Raw genomic sequence first — 17,655 nt, forward strand, 5'->3', positions numbered from 1 at the left:
CTTCAATGTGTGATTCGGTGCTCGAACGCAAGCCCGACCCACTGAAGTAGAATGCCACGGCAAACCGGGTCGACGGGGAATGGGGGCAATGAGCGAAACCATCGTCACCGAAGTCGATCCACTCACTGAAGCGATCGCAGCGCACCGTGAATGCCGTGGCCCGCTGCTGCCACTGCTGCACGCGGTGCAGGCACGCTGTGGCCATATCGGCGATGACGCGGTCGCACGCATCGCCGAGGCGCTGAATCTCTCGCGGGCCGAGGTGCACGGCGTGGTCTCGTTCTACGGTCACTTCCGCCGTTCGCCGGGCGGCCGGCACCGCGTCGGCATCTGCCGTGCCGAAGCGTGTCAGGCGGTCGGCTCGCGTGCACTCGCAGCCGAGGCACGCCAGCAGCTCGGTATCGATTTCGGTGCCACCAGCGCCGATGGCGCGTTCAGCCTGCAGGGCATGTACTGCCTCGGCAACTGCGCGGCAGGGCCGTCGGTACTGATCGACGATGAGCTGTACGGACGCGTCGATGCAGCACGGCTCGCCGAGTTGCTGGCCGAGTGGCGGGCACGCGAATGAACCGGCCGACCCTATCCGTATACATCTCCGGCGACGCCAGCGCGCGTGCGCTGGGTGCAGACCAGGTCGCCCTCGAGATCGCCGCCCGCGCCAGCGCAACCGGCCGTGCGATCACGATCGTGCGTACCGGATCACGCGGCATGGTCTGCGCCGAGCCGCTCGTCGAGGTCGAGACGGCTGGCAGCCGCATCGCCTACGCCCCGGTGAATACCGGCGATCTCGATGGTCTGTTTGCCGCCGGATTCCTCGACGGTCGCGAGCACGCGCTGCGGCTCGGGCGCCTCGATGCCCTGCCGTGGTTCGCGCACCAGGAGCGACTGAGCTTCGCGCGTTGCGGCCTGATCGATCCACTCGACTACGTGGTGTGGTGCGCCAGCGGCGGCCTTGCCGGCGTGGAACGCGCGCTCGAACTGCCGGCGCAGCGGATCGTGCAGGAGATCGGCGAATCGGGCCTGCGCGGACGCGGTGGCGCCGCCTTTCCCACCGGGCGCAAATGGCAGACCGTGCTCGAACGGGAAGCGCCCGAGAAGTTCATCGTCTGCAACGCGGACGAGGGTGATTCGGGCACCTTTTCCGACCGCATGCTGATGGAAGGCGACCCGTACACGCTGCTCGCCGGCATGCTGATCGCGGGGCTCGCGGTCGGTGCAACGCAGGGCTACATCTATTTGCGCATCGAATACCCGCACGCTCGCCGGGTGCTCGAGGCCGCGATCCGGATCGCACGCGAGCGTGGGCTGCTCGGCGAACGCGTGCTCGGCAGCTCGCGGCGTTTCGACATCGAACTTCGCCTCGGCGCCGGTGCGTACATCTGCGGCGAGGAGACGGCGCTGCTCGAAAGCATCGAAGGCCGGCGCGCCGAGGTGCGTTACCGCCCACCACTGCCCGCAGTCAAGGGACTGTGGGGACAGCCAACGGTAGTCAACAACGTCATCACGCTGGCCACGGTGCCGCTCATCCTCGAGTGTGGCGCGGCGTTTTATCGCGACTTCGGCGCCGGTGACTCGCGCGGCACACTGCCGCTGCAGCTCGGCGGCAACGTGAAGCGTGGCGGACTGGTCGAAAAGGCTTTCGGCCTCAGCGTGCGCGAACTCGTCGAGGACTTCGGCGAAGGCACGCTGAGCGGCCGCCCGGTGCGGGCGGTACAGGTCGGCGGCCCACTCGGTGCCTACCTCACCGCAGCGCAGCTCGACACGCCGCTCACCTACGAAGGACTCGCGAGCGTTGGCGCGATGCTCGGCCACGGCGGTGTCGTGGTGTTCGACGACAGCACCGACATGCTCGAGATGGCCCGCTTCGCGATGGAGTTCTGCGCGCACGAGTCCTGCGGCAAGTGCACACCGTGTCGCATCGGTTCCACACGCGCCGAAGAGCTGCTCGCACGCCTGTGTGCGGGCCACGCGACGCGCGCCGAAGTCGACCAGCTCGACCGCCTCTGCACCACGATGATCGACGGCTCGCTGTGCGGCCTGGGTGGCATGGCGCCCTACCCGGTACGCAGCATCCTGCGCGGCTTTCCCGAAGCGCTCACACGCCGGCTGGCCTGAAGGAGGACGACGGCATGCATTCGATCAGACACCGCGACCTGGGGACACCCGCCCCGCAAACACCCGGCCCGCTGATCGGTCTCGAGATCGACGGCCACAGCGTGAGTGTGCCGCAAGGCAGCTCGGTACTGCGTGCAGCCGCACTGGCCGGCGTCGACGTGCCGAAGCTCTGCGCCACCGACACGCTGCAGGCCTGCGGCTCGTGCCGGCTGTGCCTGGTCGAGATCGAAGGTCAGAAGGGACTGCCAGCCTCCTGCACCACGCTCGTCGCACCCGGCATGAAGGTGAAGACGACATCGCCACGCCTCGAGGAGATCCGCAAAGGCGTGCTGGAACTCTACGTCTCCGAGCAAGCCGCCGACTGGGCCAGCAATCCAGCGCACCAGGGCACCCGGCTGCTGCAGATGGCAACCCGGCACGGGGTGCTTTCCTCCCCCTACGCGAGCGCGGCGCCGCCGGCCCTGCAGGCGATCGCACGCGATGACTCGAACCCGTACTTCCGCTTCGACAGCAGCCTCTGCATCGTCTGTTCGCGCTGTGTGAGCGCCTGCAACGATATCCAGGGCACTTTCGCACTCACCGTCGCAGGACGCGGCCTCGCCTCGCGCATCGTCGCAAGTCAGGACGAATCCTTCCTCGCCTCCGAATGCGTTTCCTGCGGCCAATGCGTCGAAAGCTGCCCGACCGGCGCGCTCAGCGAGAAATCCCGCCTTGCGATCGGCCTGCCCGAGCACGTGGTGACGACCACCTGCGCGTACTGCGGCGTCGGCTGCAGCTTCGATGTCGAACTGCGCGGCACCGATGTGGTGCGCATGGCACCGAACCGCGCGGGCGGCGCGAACCATGGCCACGCCTGCGTGAAGGGGCGCTTCGCGTACGGTTATGCCACGCACCCCGAGCGCATCACACGCCCCATGATCCGCGCGAGCATCGACGAACCGTGGCAGAAAGTGAGCTGGGAAGAAGCCATTGCATACGCAGCGGCCGAATTCCGCCGCATCCAGGCCCGCTACGGGCGCACCAGCATCGGCGCCATCGCTTCCTCGCGCTGCACGAACGAGGAAACCTACCTGGTGCAGAAGCTGGTGCGCGCCGCGTTCGGCAACAACAACGTCGACAACTGCGCCCGCGTCTGCCACGCACCGACCGGCTTCGGCCTGAAGAGCACCCTCGGCGAATCGGCCGGCACCCAGGCCTTCGATTCGCTGCGTGATGCCGACGTGATCCTCCTGATCGGTGCGAACCCGACCGAAGCACACCCGGTCTTCGCCTCGATGCTGAAGCGCCGCGTACGCGAAGGAGCCGGCCTCGTCGTGATCGACCCGCGCGCGATCCCGATGGTGCGCTCCGCGCGCGTCGAGGCGCGGCACCACCTGCAACTGCGCCCCGGCACCAACGTCGCGATGCTGAACGCGCTCGCGCACGTGGTCATCACCGAGGGGCTCGAACGCCCGGACTACATCGATGCGCGCTGCGAGCGCGAAGCCTACCGCGCGTGGCGCGAGTTCATTGCCTCGGAGCAGCAATCGCCCGAGGCGATGGAAGCCGTCACCGGGGTGCCTGCGCACAGCGTGCGTGCTGCCGCGCGCCTGTATGCCCAGGGGCCGAACAGTGCGATCTACTACGGCCTCGGCGTAAGCGAACACAGCCAGGGGTCCACCGCCGTGATGGCGATCGCCAACCTCGCCATGGCCTGCGGGCACATCGGGCGCGAGGGCGTTGGCGTGAATCCACTGCGCGGGCAGAACAACGTGCAGGGCTCCTGCGACATGGGCTGCTTTCCGCACGAGCTGCCGGGCTACCGGCACATCAGCGATGCCGCACTGCGTGCGGACTTTGCCGCGGAGTGGAACGTCGAACTGCACGCGGAGCCGGGCCTGCGCATCCCGAACATGTTCGAGGCCGCGCTCGACGGCAGCTTCAGGGGGCTGTACCTGCAGGGCGAGGACCTCGCGCAGTCCGACCCGAACAGCCAGCACGTCGGCGCTGCGCTGCAGGCGATGGAGTGCATCGTCGTGCAGGATCTGTTCATCGGCGAGACGGCACGCTACGCGCACGTGTTCCTGCCCGGTTCCACCTTTCTCGAAAAGGACGGCACGTTCACGAACGCGGAACGCCGCATCAGCCGCGTGCGCAAGGCGCTCGAACCGCCTGCAGGCCTTGCCGACTGGGAGATCACGGCTCGCCTCGCCAACGCACTCGGCTACCCGATGCACTACCGGCACCCGTCAGAAATCATGGATGAGATCGCGCGCCTCACGCCCACCTTCAGCGGTGTGACTTACACGAAGCTCGAACGCCTCGGCAGTATCCAGTGGCCCTGCGACGAGGCGCAGCCCGCGGGCACACCGACCATGCACGTGGGCGAGTTCGTGCGCGGCAAGGGTCGCTTCTTCATCACGAGGTACGTGCCGAGCAGCGAACGTTCCAGCTCACGCCTGCCGCTGCTGCTCACTACCGGGCGTACGCTTGCACAGTACAACGTCGGTGCGCAGACACGGCGCACCGACAACGTGGCCTGGTACGCCGAGGACCGGCTCGAGATCCATCCGCACGATGCGGAAGTCCGCGGCATCGTCGACGGGGATCCGGTCGGCGTGACGAGCCGCGCCGGGGAAACGGTGCTGCGTGCCAGCGTGACCGAGCGCGTGCAACCGGGCGTGGTGTACACCACCTTCCATTTTCCCGAATCCGGTGCGAACGTGCTCACGACCGACAACTCCGACTGGGCAACCAACTGCCCCGAATACAAGGTGACCGCAGTCCAGGTCGTGAAGGTCGACAGTCCCTCGGCGTGGCAGCAACGTCGCGCGCGTTTCACGCACGAGCAGGATGCACTGCTCGCTGGCGCACGCACGGACGCCGGAGCGATCCGTGCATAGACTGTCACGGAGAGAAGCAGACGGACAGCCATGCGAAGCGACTACCTGGTGAAGATGGCGAACGAGATCGCGGCGTTCCATGACGGCAGCGCGAGCGACCCTGCCGCTGCCGTTGTCGATCACATCAGGCGCTTCTGGGAACCGCGGATGGTCAGCGCCTTCGTGGCCCATCTGCGAGCAGGCGGCACCGGACTCGCGCCAACCGCACGAGCGGCAGCACGGATGCTCGGAACTCAAGCCGCCACGGGTGGGTGAACGCACGGCAGGACACGACGGGAATCGGGTTTCCACAAGGAGCGAGTGGCCAATGTTGCACGACCAGGACAGAGCAGGCGTCAGGGATTCGACACGGATCCGCTTGACGCGCTGGAGCGCCGAATTTGCCGACCGCGAGCTGGAGGCCTCGTATCGCGAGTCGACGTTCCCGGCGGAACGCGCCGCACTGCGTGCAGCCGCCGTCGTCGTCTTCGTTGTCGACGTGCTGGTGCTGCTGTTCGGCAAGTTGATTCAACATCACCCCACGTCGACGCTGGAACTCATCGGACAGGCCTTGGCACTGACGATCATCCTCACGCTCTACCTGCTGCTCGGTCGCAAGCGGCGACTCGACTCCTGGCGCGCCTGGACCGCAATCTCGGGCCTGACCCTGATCGTGGCGATCGCGACGATGATCGCCTGCGGCTACGGCATGAACTACCGTGGCAGCCTGCTGATCCCGTCGGGCGTGCTCGCGATCTACCTGGTGGTCCGCCTGAATCTGGTCACGCTCGCCGGGTTTACTGCCTCCTACTCGGTGCTGACATTTTGCGCCTGGCTTTCGACGCTGGAGGCCTCAGACTTCAACAACGTCATGTTCATGCTGATACTCGTGGTGCTCGCGAACCTGTTCGGCTACGTCGAGTCGCGCCGTCTGCAGCGCGAACGCAGGATCGTGTTTGCCCAGCGGCAGACGCTCACCCGGCTCGCCTCGCTCGATGATCTGACGCGCCTGGCGAACCGCCGCAGCTTCTACGAAACCGCAGACGAACAACTGCAGCGGCTGCACGATGCGCAACTCGAGGCGGCGGTCATGCTGGTCGACCTGGACCGCTTCAAGGAAATCAACGACACGCTTGGCCACCACACCGGCGATGCGCTGCTGCAGGAGGTGGCCGCGCGCATGCGAACCTCGCTGCCGGAAGCGCTGGCGCTGGCCCGCCTCGGTGGTGACGAGTACGCGGCCCTGCTGCTTGGGCAGCGCGGCGATGACTGGGCGATCACGGCAGCGCAACGCTTCCTGTCGAGCCTGGACCAGTCCGTCGAACTCGACGGACTGGACCTGCATATCAACGCCAGCGTCGGCGTGGCGGTTCGCCGTCACGGCGAAGACCGGCAGACCCTGCTGCGCCAGGCAGATATCGCCATGTATCGTGCCAAGGGTCGCGGCGGCGGAATCGAGGTCTACTGCCCGGCGCACGCCATACACACACGCGAGCACGTCGAACTGGCGAGCGAACTGGGCACCGCGCTGCACAATGACGAAATCAGACTCCATTACCAGCCGAAGGTCGACATCCTCACCGACACGACTCACGGCGTCGAGGCACTGATCCGCTGGCAACACCCCGTGCACGGCCTGCTGCTGCCCGAACGGTTCGTGCCTATCGCCGAACGCCACGGCCTGATGCGGAAACTGACGCTGCGCGTGCTCATGCTGGCGCTGCAGCAGGCCCAGCAATGGCAGCGGGCAGGCAGGGAACTGCGCATCGCCGTGAACCTGGCGCCGGAAAGCCTGCTGGATGCGCGCTTCCCCGACGAAGTATTGGAGATGCTGGGGAGCACCGGTGTTTCCGCCCGCATGCTGCAACTGGAAATCACCGAGAACACGCTGCTGATCGACCCCGAGCGGATCCTGCAGGCGATCACCCGCCTCGGCGAGGCCGGCCTGAAGTTCGCGCTCGACGACTACGGCACCGGCTATTCCTCGCTCGCCTACTTGAGCATCCTGCCGATCGACGAACTGAAGATCGACCGTTCCTTCGTATCGAATCTCGTCAGTGATGAAAACAATGTGGTGATCGTCCGATCGACGATCCAGATGGCACGGGAGCTCGGCTTTCACGTCGTCGCCGAAGGCGTCGAGGATCATGCGACGCGACAACAACTGTTCCGCTTCGGCTGCGACACGGCACAGGGCAACTATCTGTCACCGCCGCTTCCCGCTGCCGAGCTCGAAGAGTGGATCGATATCCGCAGCAACCCGCCCACGGCGGCGCGCTCCCTGAGGCTGTGAGCGATGAAGGAGAATTCGGTCATGGCGACAGCACCCGCCGTCGACGGCGTAGTCCTGGTGCACGGCGGCACCTGCGCCGCCGACATCTGGGATGAAGTGATGCCGCTGCTCGATTTCCCCGCCGTTGCCGTCGATCTGCCCGGGCGTGGCAGCAACCCTGCCGATCTGGCCACGGTCACGCTCGCCGACTGCGTTGCCGCCGTGATCGACGCAGCAGACCGTGCCGGCTTCAGGCGGATGGCGCTCGTCGGCCATTCCCTCGGCGGGGTCACCATCACCGAGACAGCGATGTGTCATCCCGATCGCGTGCTGTCGGTGATCTATCTGGCGGCGCTGGTGCCCACTGCGCACACCACCGCAGCTCGCCTCACCACCGGATCCGACATGCCGGACGGCAGGCTGAGCAGGATGCCGGAGGAAATCAGCAAGACCCTGTTTGCCAACGACCTCGACGAGGCGCAATGGGCGTCGGTACGCGCGCGCCTGGTCGATGACACCTCGGCACTGCTGAACGCCCGGGTGCGCGGCCTGCCGTTGCACGCACACCGCGTCTACATCGATTGCACAGAGGACGTTCCGGTACCACCGTCACTGGTCGAGGCGATGCTGCCTGCGCTCGGCGCCGGCGTCACGAGGCGAACGCTCGAGGCGGGGCATATGGTGATGAACTCGCAACCGGTGCTGCTGGCCAGGACCCTGGCCGAACTGATTTGCATCGGCTGATTGCCAGACGCTACGCCCACGACACCACCGCGCCCAAAGGCAACTCGTTCAGCTCCATGCGTGCTTCGCGCCATGCCGGATAGTGCTCGTTCAGCAGCGCCACGAAGCGCTCGCTGTGGGTTGACTCGATCAGGTGCACCATCTCGTGCACAACCACGTACTCCAGCAGATCCCTGGGCTTTTTCACGAGTTCGGTGTTCAGCCGGATGTGGCGTGCTCTGTGGTTGCAGCTCCCCCACCTGGTCTTCATGCGCTGAAGGAAGTACGCGGCAACCTTGACCTCGAGGCGCGGCTCCCACTTGCGGATGAGTGGGGGCACAACCTCATGCAGCAAGCGCTTGTGCCAGTCATGCATCACCGCCTCCCGCTTCGCCTGATCGCTGCCGGGTCGAACGCTGAGCGTGACGCGTCGGTGATCCATCGTCACGGACGGCTTCTGCTCGCGCTCGATCACGCATAACAAATGGCGCTTGCCCCAGACGTAGTGGCTCTCGCGCGTGACGAACCGGCGCGGTGTCTCGCGCGCCTGCGCGCGCAGCCGCGCCTGCTGATCCCGGATCCAGCCTAGTTTGGAGACCGCGTAGGCGCGGGCCACCTCCAGGCGCGTGCCGACCGGGGCGACCAGCGTGACCCGCCCCTTCGGCGGATGCACCGAGAGATGGACATGCTTGATGTCCTTGCGCGTGACGGCGATGGCAATTCCGCCGAGCCGGATCGTCTCGCTCATCCGTAACCTGGCTGGTGCTTGACGAGATCGAAGACGGCCAGCGTCGCCTCGCGGTTGCGATCGAGGAGCGGGAACAGTGCGTTCAACACCTGTGCTTCGCGCGCCTGATCGCCCTTCCAGTCCGCCGGTGCCTGCTCGCGCATCGTGCGATCGATATCGAGCGCTAGCTTCAACCGCTTGTCGTCCGCTGTGGGGTCTGGCTCGGCAACGGCGTTCGGCGCGGCGGTCGCCAGAATCCGCGGCAAGTTGTTGTAGATCACCGTGGCTTCATGCCTGCCGTGCAACGCCGCTGGAATGCCGGCTTCCGGGTGCTTGGCTGCCAATCGCCTGACCAGCGCTTCGGCCTTCTGCAGGAATTCCTCGTAGGCCGCGGTATCCGCGCGGCTCTGCTGGATGAGATCGTCCAGCAAGAGCGACATCTGTTCGTAGAAGCGCGGATCGGTGAGCTGTTCGCGGATGATGGTCTTGCGAACGTTGTTGATGATGCCTTCGGCGATCGCGTTGCGTGAGAGCTTGCCCTTCTCGTTCAGCTTGCGGGCAATGGCGTCGTGGATGCCGGTCTCGATGATGAGCTCCGTCAACGAGAGGTCCCCGAGCTGGCCCAGTCCCGCTGCGGCATCGGCCTGGATGTAGGTGTTGATGAGATGGCGCATGTCCGCCTCGTAAGGTTTGATGTCCAGCTCTTCACCCGAGTGCTTCTTGATGGCGGCGCGGATGTCGGTGTGGAATTCCACTTCCTTACGCAACGCATTCACCTCGGCGTCGGTGTAGCCCGCATCGGTGAGGTTCTGCGCCAACCCGGACCAGGCGCGCGCAAACACCGCGACGGCCTTGTAGTACGCCACCCGCAACGGCTCGGTTTCGTTCAGCGCATCGGCGTTGGCGGCGTTGCCGCAGAAGTAATGCAGGTACTGCTCTACCTCGCGCGGCGGCCGTACCGGCTCGCACAGATAGCGCAGCGCCTCGCGCGCCTCGTCGAGCTTCTTCCTGCCTTCGACGAGCCAGTCCTTCACGTAGACGTTATTGCCTTCCTCGCCTCCCTCGTCGATATCGAGTTCATCCGAGCTGTAGACCGCGATGGCTTCCTGCACGTCACCGAACAGCTCCTTGAAATCCACGATGTGCCCGTAGTCCTTGTCGGCGCCATCGAGGCGGTTGGTGCGGCAGATGGCCTGGAACAGGTTGTGGTCGTGCAGCTCGTTGTCCAGATAGATATAGGTGCAGCTCGGCGCATCGAAGCCGGTAAGTAGCTTGCTGACCACGATCAGCAGCTTCAGGTTGGCCGGCTCTTCGATGAAGCGGCGCTTGATATCGTCCTCGTACTGTTTGGTTGTCTGCGCGGCCTGCAACACGTGCTGCGTGTAGGTGTCGAACTTGTAGCGCTCATCGCTGTTGGCCGGCTCGCGCGAGATGGCGTTGTGGTTCGGCTCGTAGGACGTGACGATCCCGCAGTACGCGCCGAAGGGTGTGTTCAGGAACAGGCGGTAGTAGTGGCAGGCGTCGTAGATCGAGGCCACCACCAGAATCGCCGTGCCGCGGTCGTTGTTGAGCCGCAGCTTGAGGGCGAAGTCCTCGATGATGCTGGCGATGATCCGCTGCTTGCGCTCGCCCGCGCTCATCAGCTCTTCCATCGTCGCCCAGCGCTTGCGCAGGACGGCTTTCTGGAAGTCGTTCAGGTTGCGCGTCTTGTGCTCGAACCAGTTGTCGATGGCGGCCTGCGACGTCAGCTGCTGTGGCACGTCGCGCGCTTCGTATTTGAGATCGAGGATGACGCCGTCGGCCACGCCCTCGTGGAACTTGTAGGTGTGGATGTAGGTACCGAAGACATCGCGCGTCATCGGCTTGTCACGGCGCAAGAGCGGCGTGCCGGTGAAACCGACGAAGATGGCGCTCTCCAGCCAGCGCTTCATCTGCCGGTTCATGTCGCCGCCCTGGGTGCGATGGCACTCATCGACGAAGACATAGAAGCGTCCCTGCACGGGCGGCGGCGGGCCGTTGAGATCAGTCGGATCAAACTTGTGGACGAGCGCGCACAGGAGACGCGGCGTCGCGGCGGTGAGCTTCTCGACGAGTTCGCGCCGCGAGGTGATGCGCGGCGAGGGCGAATTCTCGCCGATGAGGCCTGCGCTCTTCATCACTCCCTCGATCTGCTTGTCCAGTTCGTCGCGATCGGTGACGACGAGGATGCGGGCATCCGGGTCGTGCTCCAGCAGCCACTTTGCGATCAGCACCATCAGGATGCTCTTGCCGCTGCCCTGGGTGTGCCAGATGACGCCGCCTTCGTGCTTCGCGATGCGCTCCTGCGCGGCCTTCGCGCCGAAGAACTGGTGCGGGCGCGGCACCTTCTTCAGCCCCGCGTCGAAGAGGATGAAGTGGCGGATGAGATCCAGCAGGCGCGCCTTGTTGCAAAGCTGCACCAGCGGCCGGTCGAGCAGCGCCCCGGGCGCCGGCAGTGCGCCCGCTGCGGGCGGGTTCTCGTTCTTCCATTCAACGAAGAACTGCTCCGGCGTACCGGTCGTGCCATAGCGCAAGCCTTGAGAATCGCTGCCGGCCAGCAGGAGTTGCACAGTGCTGAAGAAACCCTTGTTGAAGATCTCTTCCTGATTGGTGATGAGCTGGCGCATGCCGTCGGCGACTTCCACCGAGCTGCGCTTGAGCTCGATCACCACCACGGCAATGCCATTGAGGTAGAGCACGATGTCGGGCCGCCGCTGGTAACCGCCTTTGATCGTTACCTCCTCGGCGAGCGCGAAGTCGTTGCGCTCCGGGTGCTCCCAGTCGATCAGGTGCACCGTCTCGTGCGCGGCTCCCGCTGCCACCTGTACCGGCACGCCGTAGCGCAGCAGCTGGTAGGTGCGCAGGTTTGCCTGATAGAGCGTGATGCCGGTGGCGTCGGCAGCCGTCTCCAGCTTCTGCAGCGCAGCGGCGATGTGCGCGGGCGAGTAGCCGCGCGTCATCAGGTTCTCGCGCAGCAGCGTCGTCTCGATGGGACGGTTCCCGTCGCGTGTGTTCCAGTTGCCGAGGTAGTGGTAGCCGAGACCTCCGTCGGGTGAGGAGCGCGTGAACAGCGCGACGACGCGGTTCTGGGTGCGGCGTTCCGAGCGGGCGTCCATTTGCCGGTTATCCCTCCGCCCGATTGCCTGTTACGCGAGCGTCCAATTGCCGGTTTGGCGAACGGCTGATTGCCGGGTGGACTCTCACCTTAGCTTCCTCGCAGCACGCGTGACGGCGAGGCGTTCGCTCCCGGCTGCCGTGATCCGGTAGGTCTGCAAACGACTAGTCGGTTTGTCCGGAATCGTCATTTCGATCAAGCCCTGGCGCAGCGCCGGATGCAGATAGTTCGCTCGAAATGTCGGACGGTGCTTCAAACCAAGACGTAGCTGGATTACCGAGGGTGCGAGGGCTTCGGTGGCCAGCAACGCCAGCACCTGATCGACTGGGTCGGTGACTGGGTCGGTGACTGGGTCGGTGACTTCCCCGGCATCCGCCTCGCGCATGGCCTCGCGTGGCACGGGAAAGCGCTCAACGCGCAGGCTGCCCTCGTAGCCCACCGCCGCCTTGAGGTACTTGGTGAATAGCAGTTCCTGCGTCTGACGTGACTGCGTGAAGAGATCGCCGACGATCTCGTCGTGGTAGACCAGATCGCTTTCGGTGCGGAAGAAGCCGAGCTTGACGAAGGCGCCGGTGATGAAACGCAGAGGGTCCGGGTGGAACAGCAGTACTGCTGCGCGCTTGAGGTAGCGGCCTTCGCTGAGCTTGAGCTTGTCGAGCAGCCGGGCATCGGTTTCAGCAAGCGCCGCTGCATCCAGCCGGCCGCTGCGCGCGGCGAGATCGCGAAAGACCTTGATCGCCGCCGATGAGAGGTCGGCAGGTGCAACCCCAGGCAGCGGCGAACCATCCCAGGTGCGCCCGTAGCAACGCAGCAGGAAGCGGTCCAGCACCGCACCCTTCAGTTCCTGAAGCGTGCTGCCGCTGCGCTGGTAGTAGTGGCCGCGATAGCTGATCGGGTTGGGATAGGCCGGCGTGATGATCTCGATCGTGTCCCGGCCGCGCACGCGGCGCAGGTTCACTTCGGCCACCACGCCGAGCAGGTCGCGAATCTTGTTCGGCAACTCGACCAGCAGCCTTTCCGCATCCGCCACACCGACCGCCTTGCCCTCGTCGTTACGCCCGATGACCAGCACACCGCCTTCGGCATTGGCGAAGCCCGAGACCCAGCGCAGCCAGTCGTCGCGCCAGGATTCCTTCCATTCGGTGTGCTGGCTCTCGCTCATGAGGTGCTGCCCAGCGGTGCCGGAATGAAGCCTTCAGCAGACAGTGCCTGGATGATGCCGCGCATCAGGACGTTGTTGCTGAAGCCGATGGTGTACTGCCGCGCTCCCGGGCTGATCGGCTGCAGCATTTTCCGTTCCACCAGTTTCCGGATCTGATAGGTACGCTGGGCCGAAGACAGGCCGCGCATGGCCGGCGCCAGATCGACCGCCTTCGTCACGCCCTTGCGGGCGGCAATCCGCAACACGGCCTCCTCCAGATCCGTGATGAGCTGGCGCTCCTTCGCATGAGCAAGAGCGGGCGCGAGGATCCGCTCGTTCAGCCAGGCGAAATCCGTCAGCCGATCGACCTTGCGCAGTTCTTCCAGGATGCCCTGCAGCACATAGATGCACCATTCTTCGAGCGCCTCTGGCGTGCCGGTGTCGGCGTTCGCCAGCATGGCGTAATACCGGTCGCGGTCATTGCAGAACACAGCCGTTGGATTCAACACGCGCCCGCCGGCCTGCACGTTGAAGCCGTACTTGATCAACAAGGCATAGGTCAGCAGCCGGACCACGCGACCGTTGCCGTTGCTGAAGGGGTGGATCCAGCCGAAGCGATGGTGTGCCAGCGCGACCTTGATGAGATCGTACTTCGGGCGGTGCCCGTGGTTGATGAAAGCCGTGAGCTCGGCCATGTACTGCGGCACCTGGATGAACTCGGGGGGCAGGTGCCCGGACCCGGCGATCCTCACCGGCGTCTTGCGGTAAGCGCCCGGCGTGGCATCCCCCTCGCGCTCCAGTTGCCGCACAGTGAGGGCGTGCAATTCACGAATGAAGTGTTCGGTGAGTGCGTCGCCGGAGTGCAGGGTCTGATCGATGTGCGCCATCGCGGCTTCGATGTTTCCGATCTCCCGCAACGGGTCGGCAACGGCGGACGACGTGCCTTCCAGCTTGCTTTCGACGTAGTCGGCGAGGGTCGTGTGGTTGCCCTCGACGCGGGCCGAACCCAGGCTTTCCAGCATGTGGAAGATGCTCTTCAGCTGGAAGAAGACCGGCCCCGGCGTCGTGCCTTGCAGTTGCAAGCGGCGGAGGTGCTCGAGTTCGGTCAGAACGTCCACCAGCGGCGAGTCGAACGCCGGATTGAGCAGCGCCAGATCGTGGTGACGGAATGCGGGCATGGTGGCGATTATCTGCAACAAAGTCAGTAGTTATCTTGAATTTAATACGATTTCAATAGCCAATTCAATTGGTTAATGATTAGGCGTGGTGCAATTATCTTCAAATGATCGCCAGGGTATCTTGGCCGCCCGATGAAAGTCCGACGCAGCTCGGGCAGGCGATCAGCCGCCGCCTCAGACCAGCCGCGTCCTCCCGGTGAGCAGCTCCTGCATCATCGCCTGCTTGAGGTCGCGGGTCTTGTCGCGGCGGGCTTCGAGGGCGGCGAGTTCGGCGTCCATATCGGAGAGGACGGTGGCGATGGCAGTTTGCTCGACAACTGAGGGTAGTCGCATCTCGACGCTCGCGATATGCGCTCTGTTCGTGGCATAGACCTTCGTCCCTGCAGCCAAGCGCCGAAGATGCGTTGCAAACGAAGGGCAGTATTGAAGAAAGCCTTTGAAGCCATCGGCAATTACGGTCTTGTCGAATCTCGCCGCAATCGTGTGCAGTCCGGAGACGACCTCGGTGTCGTGAACGCCGCGTAGTTCGACCGACTTGCAGACTCCGGCGATGTCCTCCGATGCGTCAGCGAAAATAACATCGCCATCACGCAACCGGTCGAGCTGTGCAGCCTTTGCTTCCGGCAGGCTTGGAAGTGCCCGCGGCGAAAGGAACGAGTCCGTGCTTGCGTGAATGTCGCCGTAGTGGAGGTATCTCACCCGCCCCTCTGGCAGAAGTTCAGCTCGGGAGTTCACACCATTTCGGAGGAACGTCACGTGGTCCCCCAACCGTTTCATCTCCCACTCCCCACTGAACCCGGGCAGGCGGGTCTGGCCGGTGAGGAGTTGCTGCATGGCGGCTTGCTTGAAGTCGCGCTTCTTGGCGATGAGCCGGTCCAGCCCGCCCAGCAGCGCATCCACATCGTTCAATGCTGTCGCGATGGCGCGTTGTTCGGGGAGGGAAGGAAAGGGATAGAGAAAATCGATAGCGTCACTGATGTTGAACTGCTTCTGTGCGGTTCCGTATTGAACGTGCGCTACTTGCCGCCTACCGTGTTTCGAATTCATCGCGTGACACAGCCACTGCGAATCGAACGACGGGCCCTGCCGAACAATCATCATCGAAGCGCAATTGCAGCCATCTAGCTCGGGCGGTACAACTGCTGCCACGCCCGGTTCGCCTACACGGACCATGACCAAGTCGCCGGCCGCTAGTTGTGATGCAGTCAGTAGTTCATTGCTCGCAATAGTGATGCGATTGGAAGCCGCCCACTCAATATGGTTTTCAGAAATGTTCGATCCGACCAAGATCGGTACGCCCAACTTCAGCACTTCAGATTGCAAAACGGCCATTTCGGCAGGGTGGCAGGCACTACAAATCAATCAGTTATGGGTGGATCTCCTCATTTTCCCAGGAGATCATGTAGTCACACGTGTTTTTGTTTCACCCATTGATTAATGGATACGATACGTATAACGTAGTTGCATGTTCACGCGCATCTCACGATCTGGCGGCCGAGCCTACCTGCAACTGGTCGAGTCCTACCGCAACGAGGAAGGCCAGCCACGTCAGCGTGTCATCGCCAATTTCGGGCGACTCGACAAACTCTCTTCCAAAGACCTCGACCCACTGATCGATGGGCTGCAACGCGCTCTCGGACGATTCACCTCCACGCCTCGGGTGGCCTTCGACACAGCCAGCCCAACTTCAGCACTTCAGATTGCAAAACGGCCATTTCGGCAGGGTGGCAGGCACTACAAGTCAATCAGTTATGGGTGGATTTCCTCATTTTCCCAGGAGATCATGTAGTCACACGTGTTTTTGTTTCACCCATTGATTAATGGATACGATACGTATAACGTAGTTGCATGTTCACGCGCATCTCACGATCTGGCGGCCGAGCCTACCTGCAACTGGTCGAGTCCTACCGCAACGAGGAAGGCCAGCCACGTCAGCGTGTCATCGCCAATTTCGGGCGACTCGACAAACTCTCTTCCAAAGACCTTGATCCGCTGATCGATGGGCTGCAACGCGCTCTCGGACGATCCACCTCCACGCCTCGGGTGGCCTTCGAAACAGCCAGGGCCTTTGGCGATCTGTTTGCCCTGCATGGCCTGTGGCAGGAACTGGGATTGGATCGCGCATTGCGTCGTGCGCTACGTTCCACGCGTCGCCGGTTCGACGCGCCCGCGCTGGTGCGCGCGATGGTCTTCAACCGCCTGTGCGAGCCCACCTCGAAGCTCGGCGTCCTGCGCTGGCTGGAGACGGTCAGCCTGCCCGATGCGCCGGAGACGGTCACGCACGACCAGCTGCTGCGGGCGATGGATGCGTTGATGGAGCATATCGATGCGGTCGAGGCCGTCGTTGCGGAGCAGCTGCGCCCGCTGCTCGATCAATCGCTGTCGGTGGTGTTCTACGACCTCACCACGGTGCGCATCCAGGGGGACGGCACGGTGGCAGACGATGTGCGTGCCTTCGGGCTCAACAAGGACACCGGGGGCATTGCCCGCCAGTTCGTGCTCGGTGTGATCCAGACCGCCGAGGGGCTGCCGATCGCGCATGAAGTCCATGCGGGCAATGTCGGCGAAGTGTCCACGTTGCTGCCCGCCATCGAGAAGGCCATTGCGCGCTATCGGATCGAGCGGGTGGTGCTGGTGGCGGATCGTGGCCTGCTGAGCCTCGACAACCGGACGCGGTAGAGGCGCTACGTACCGCGACTGGCGGGCGGTGGAGTACATTCTCGCCGTGCCGGCACGGCGTTACGCGGACTTTGGCGAGTTGGCGACCAACATGCCACTCGATGCGGGTGTCGGCGAGTCCACGTGGCAGGGGCGGCGCCTGGTCGTCGCGCACGACTCCGGTCGCGCGGCGGAGCAAAGCGCCCGGCGCCGCGCCCTGATCGCGTCCATCGAGGCCGAAGGCGAGCGCATGGCGAGGCGCCTCGACGAGGCGGACGCAGGCCAGCCGCTGCGCGGGCGCAAGTCCACCGACCGCAGGGCGTATCTGCGTTTCTGCGAGGCAGTCAGCGAAGCAGGGCTCAGCCGTATCCTCAAGGCAGACCTGGCGGCGGAGCGCTTCAGTTTCCACCGCGACGAGGCCGCGCTGGCCAACGCCGAGCGCCTCGATGGCAAGCTGCTGCTGGTCACCAACACCGCACTCGCCGCCGATGAGGTCATCGCCCGCTACAAGGCACTGGCCGACATCGAACGTGGCTTTCGGGTACTCAAGAGCGACATCGAAATCGCTCCCGTACATCACCGCCTGCCTGAGCGTATCCGCGCCCATGCGCTGATCTGCTTCCTCGCCCTGGTGATTCATCGGATCATGCGGCAAAAGCTCAAGGCGGCGGGACATCCGCTTTCACCTCGCAGGTCCCTCGCCCTGCTGCGCCAGATCCAGCAACATCGCATCCAGATCGATGGCAAATCCGTCACAGGTATCGGGCGCCTGCAACCCCAGCAGATCGAACTGTTCGAAGCACTCAAGCTCCCACTGCCCGTCGCCGACAACGCCGTGTAGTGGCAT

Annotated in this window: 11 protein-coding genes and 2 pseudogenes; 8 read left to right on the top strand and 5 right to left on the bottom strand. The window is 64.4% G+C overall.

The features are described 5' to 3' along the window. Positions 1–88: 88 nt before the first annotated feature. Genes H7A12_05500 through H7A12_05525 form a run of 6 tightly spaced genes read left to right on the top strand, consistent with a single transcriptional unit; the run spans position 89 to position 7,992 of the window. Positions 89–568, top strand: coding sequence for a formate dehydrogenase subunit gamma (locus tag H7A12_05500; GenBank protein MCP5320270.1), 480 nt, complete (start codon positions 89–91; stop codon positions 566–568). Further along, the gene (locus tag H7A12_05505; protein ID MCP5320271.1) at positions 565–2,115 is read left to right on the top strand and encodes a formate dehydrogenase; all 1,551 of its coding nucleotides are present in this window, start codon (positions 565–567) and stop codon (positions 2,113–2,115) included. Before H7A12_05500 ends, H7A12_05505 begins: the two co-directional genes overlap by 4 nt. A gap of 14 nt (positions 2,116–2,129) precedes the next feature. Then, a complete protein-coding gene (gene fdhF, locus H7A12_05510; protein MCP5320272.1) occupies positions 2,130–4,997 on the top strand; it encodes a formate dehydrogenase subunit alpha in 2,868 nt (955 codons plus the stop codon). A 30-nt stretch (positions 4,998–5,027) separates the two neighbouring features. Further along, complete coding sequence (locus H7A12_05515; protein ID MCP5320273.1) at positions 5,028–5,252, top strand: formate dehydrogenase subunit delta; 225 nt, start codon at positions 5,028–5,030, stop codon at positions 5,250–5,252. A gap of 52 nt (positions 5,253–5,304) precedes the next feature. Continuing rightward, positions 5,305–7,269, top strand: a complete 1,965-nt coding sequence (locus H7A12_05520) for a bifunctional diguanylate cyclase/phosphodiesterase (protein MCP5320274.1) — start codon at positions 5,305–5,307, stop codon at positions 7,267–7,269. A gap of 21 nt (positions 7,270–7,290) precedes the next feature. Then, complete coding sequence (locus H7A12_05525; protein MCP5320275.1) at positions 7,291–7,992, top strand: alpha/beta hydrolase; 702 nt, start codon at positions 7,291–7,293, stop codon at positions 7,990–7,992. Positions 7,993–8,002: 10 nt separating this feature from the next. Here the strand turns inward: H7A12_05525 and H7A12_05530 are convergent, their stop codons facing one another. From H7A12_05530 to H7A12_05550, 5 genes and pseudogenes are all read right to left on the bottom strand, one after another. Beyond that, positions 8,003–8,719 carry a M48 family metallopeptidase gene (locus tag H7A12_05530; GenBank protein MCP5320276.1) on the bottom strand — a complete coding sequence of 239 codons (717 nt, stop codon included), beginning with the start codon at positions 8,717–8,719 and terminating at the stop codon, positions 8,003–8,005. Then, a complete protein-coding gene (locus H7A12_05535; protein ID MCP5320277.1) occupies positions 8,716–11,832 on the bottom strand; it encodes a type I restriction endonuclease subunit R in 3,117 nt (1,038 codons plus the stop codon). Before H7A12_05535 ends, H7A12_05530 begins: the two co-directional genes overlap by 4 nt. Positions 11,833–11,916: 84 nt before the next feature. Beyond that, positions 11,917–12,993, bottom strand: coding sequence for a putative DNA binding domain-containing protein (locus tag H7A12_05540; GenBank protein ID MCP5320278.1), 1,077 nt, complete (start codon positions 12,991–12,993; stop codon positions 11,917–11,919). Next, on the bottom strand, positions 12,990–14,150 hold the full coding sequence (locus tag H7A12_05545; GenBank protein MCP5320279.1) for a Fic family protein: 1,161 nt from the start codon (positions 14,148–14,150) through the stop codon (positions 12,990–12,992). Before H7A12_05545 ends, H7A12_05540 begins: the two co-directional genes overlap by 4 nt. Before the next feature lie 174 nt (positions 14,151–14,324). After that, positions 14,325–14,492, bottom strand: a pseudogene (locus tag H7A12_05550) (restriction endonuclease subunit S). A gap of 1,123 nt (positions 14,493–15,615) precedes the next feature. Here H7A12_05550 and H7A12_05555 point away from each other — a divergent pair. Both H7A12_05555 and H7A12_05560 read left to right on the top strand, forming a co-directional pair. Beyond that, positions 15,616–15,939 carry a hypothetical protein gene (locus H7A12_05555; GenBank protein MCP5320280.1) on the top strand — a complete coding sequence of 108 codons (324 nt, stop codon included), beginning with the start codon at positions 15,616–15,618 and terminating at the stop codon, positions 15,937–15,939. Positions 15,940–15,998: 59 nt separating this feature from the next. Further along, positions 15,999–17,649: pseudogene (locus tag H7A12_05560) on the top strand (IS1634 family transposase). The last annotated feature ends 6 nt before the right edge of the window (positions 17,650–17,655 follow it).

This window comes from Pseudomonadales bacterium, from assembly GCA_024234165.1.
In the GTDB taxonomy this organism is placed as follows: domain Bacteria; phylum Pseudomonadota; class Gammaproteobacteria; order Pseudomonadales; family UBA5518; genus UBA5518.

Excerpts from the sequence above, each read along its gene's own strand:
- H7A12_05500 (MCP5320270.1), top strand. The coding sequence starts at position 89 with ATGAGCGAAACCATCGTCACCGAAGTCGATCCACTCACTGAAGCGATC.
- H7A12_05540 (MCP5320278.1), bottom strand. The coding sequence starts at position 12,993 with ATGAGCGAGAGCCAGCACACCGAATGGAAGGAATCCTGGCGCGACGAC.
- H7A12_05545 (MCP5320279.1), bottom strand. The coding sequence starts at position 14,150 with ATGCCCGCATTCCGTCACCACGATCTGGCGCTGCTCAATCCGGCGTTC.
- H7A12_05530 (MCP5320276.1), bottom strand. The coding sequence starts at position 8,719 with ATGAGCGAGACGATCCGGCTCGGCGGAATTGCCATCGCCGTCACGCGC.
- fdhF (MCP5320272.1), top strand. The coding sequence starts at position 2,130 with ATGCATTCGATCAGACACCGCGACCTGGGGACACCCGCCCCGCAAACA.
- H7A12_05525 (MCP5320275.1), top strand. The coding sequence starts at position 7,291 with ATGGCGACAGCACCCGCCGTCGACGGCGTAGTCCTGGTGCACGGCGGC.
- H7A12_05515 (MCP5320273.1), top strand. The coding sequence starts at position 5,028 with ATGCGAAGCGACTACCTGGTGAAGATGGCGAACGAGATCGCGGCGTTC.
- H7A12_05535 (MCP5320277.1), bottom strand. The coding sequence starts at position 11,832 with ATGGACGCCCGCTCGGAACGCCGCACCCAGAACCGCGTCGTCGCGCTG.
- H7A12_05555 (MCP5320280.1), top strand. The coding sequence starts at position 15,616 with ATGTTCACGCGCATCTCACGATCTGGCGGCCGAGCCTACCTGCAACTG.
- H7A12_05520 (MCP5320274.1), top strand. The coding sequence starts at position 5,305 with ATGTTGCACGACCAGGACAGAGCAGGCGTCAGGGATTCGACACGGATC.
- H7A12_05505 (MCP5320271.1), top strand. The coding sequence starts at position 565 with ATGAACCGGCCGACCCTATCCGTATACATCTCCGGCGACGCCAGCGCG.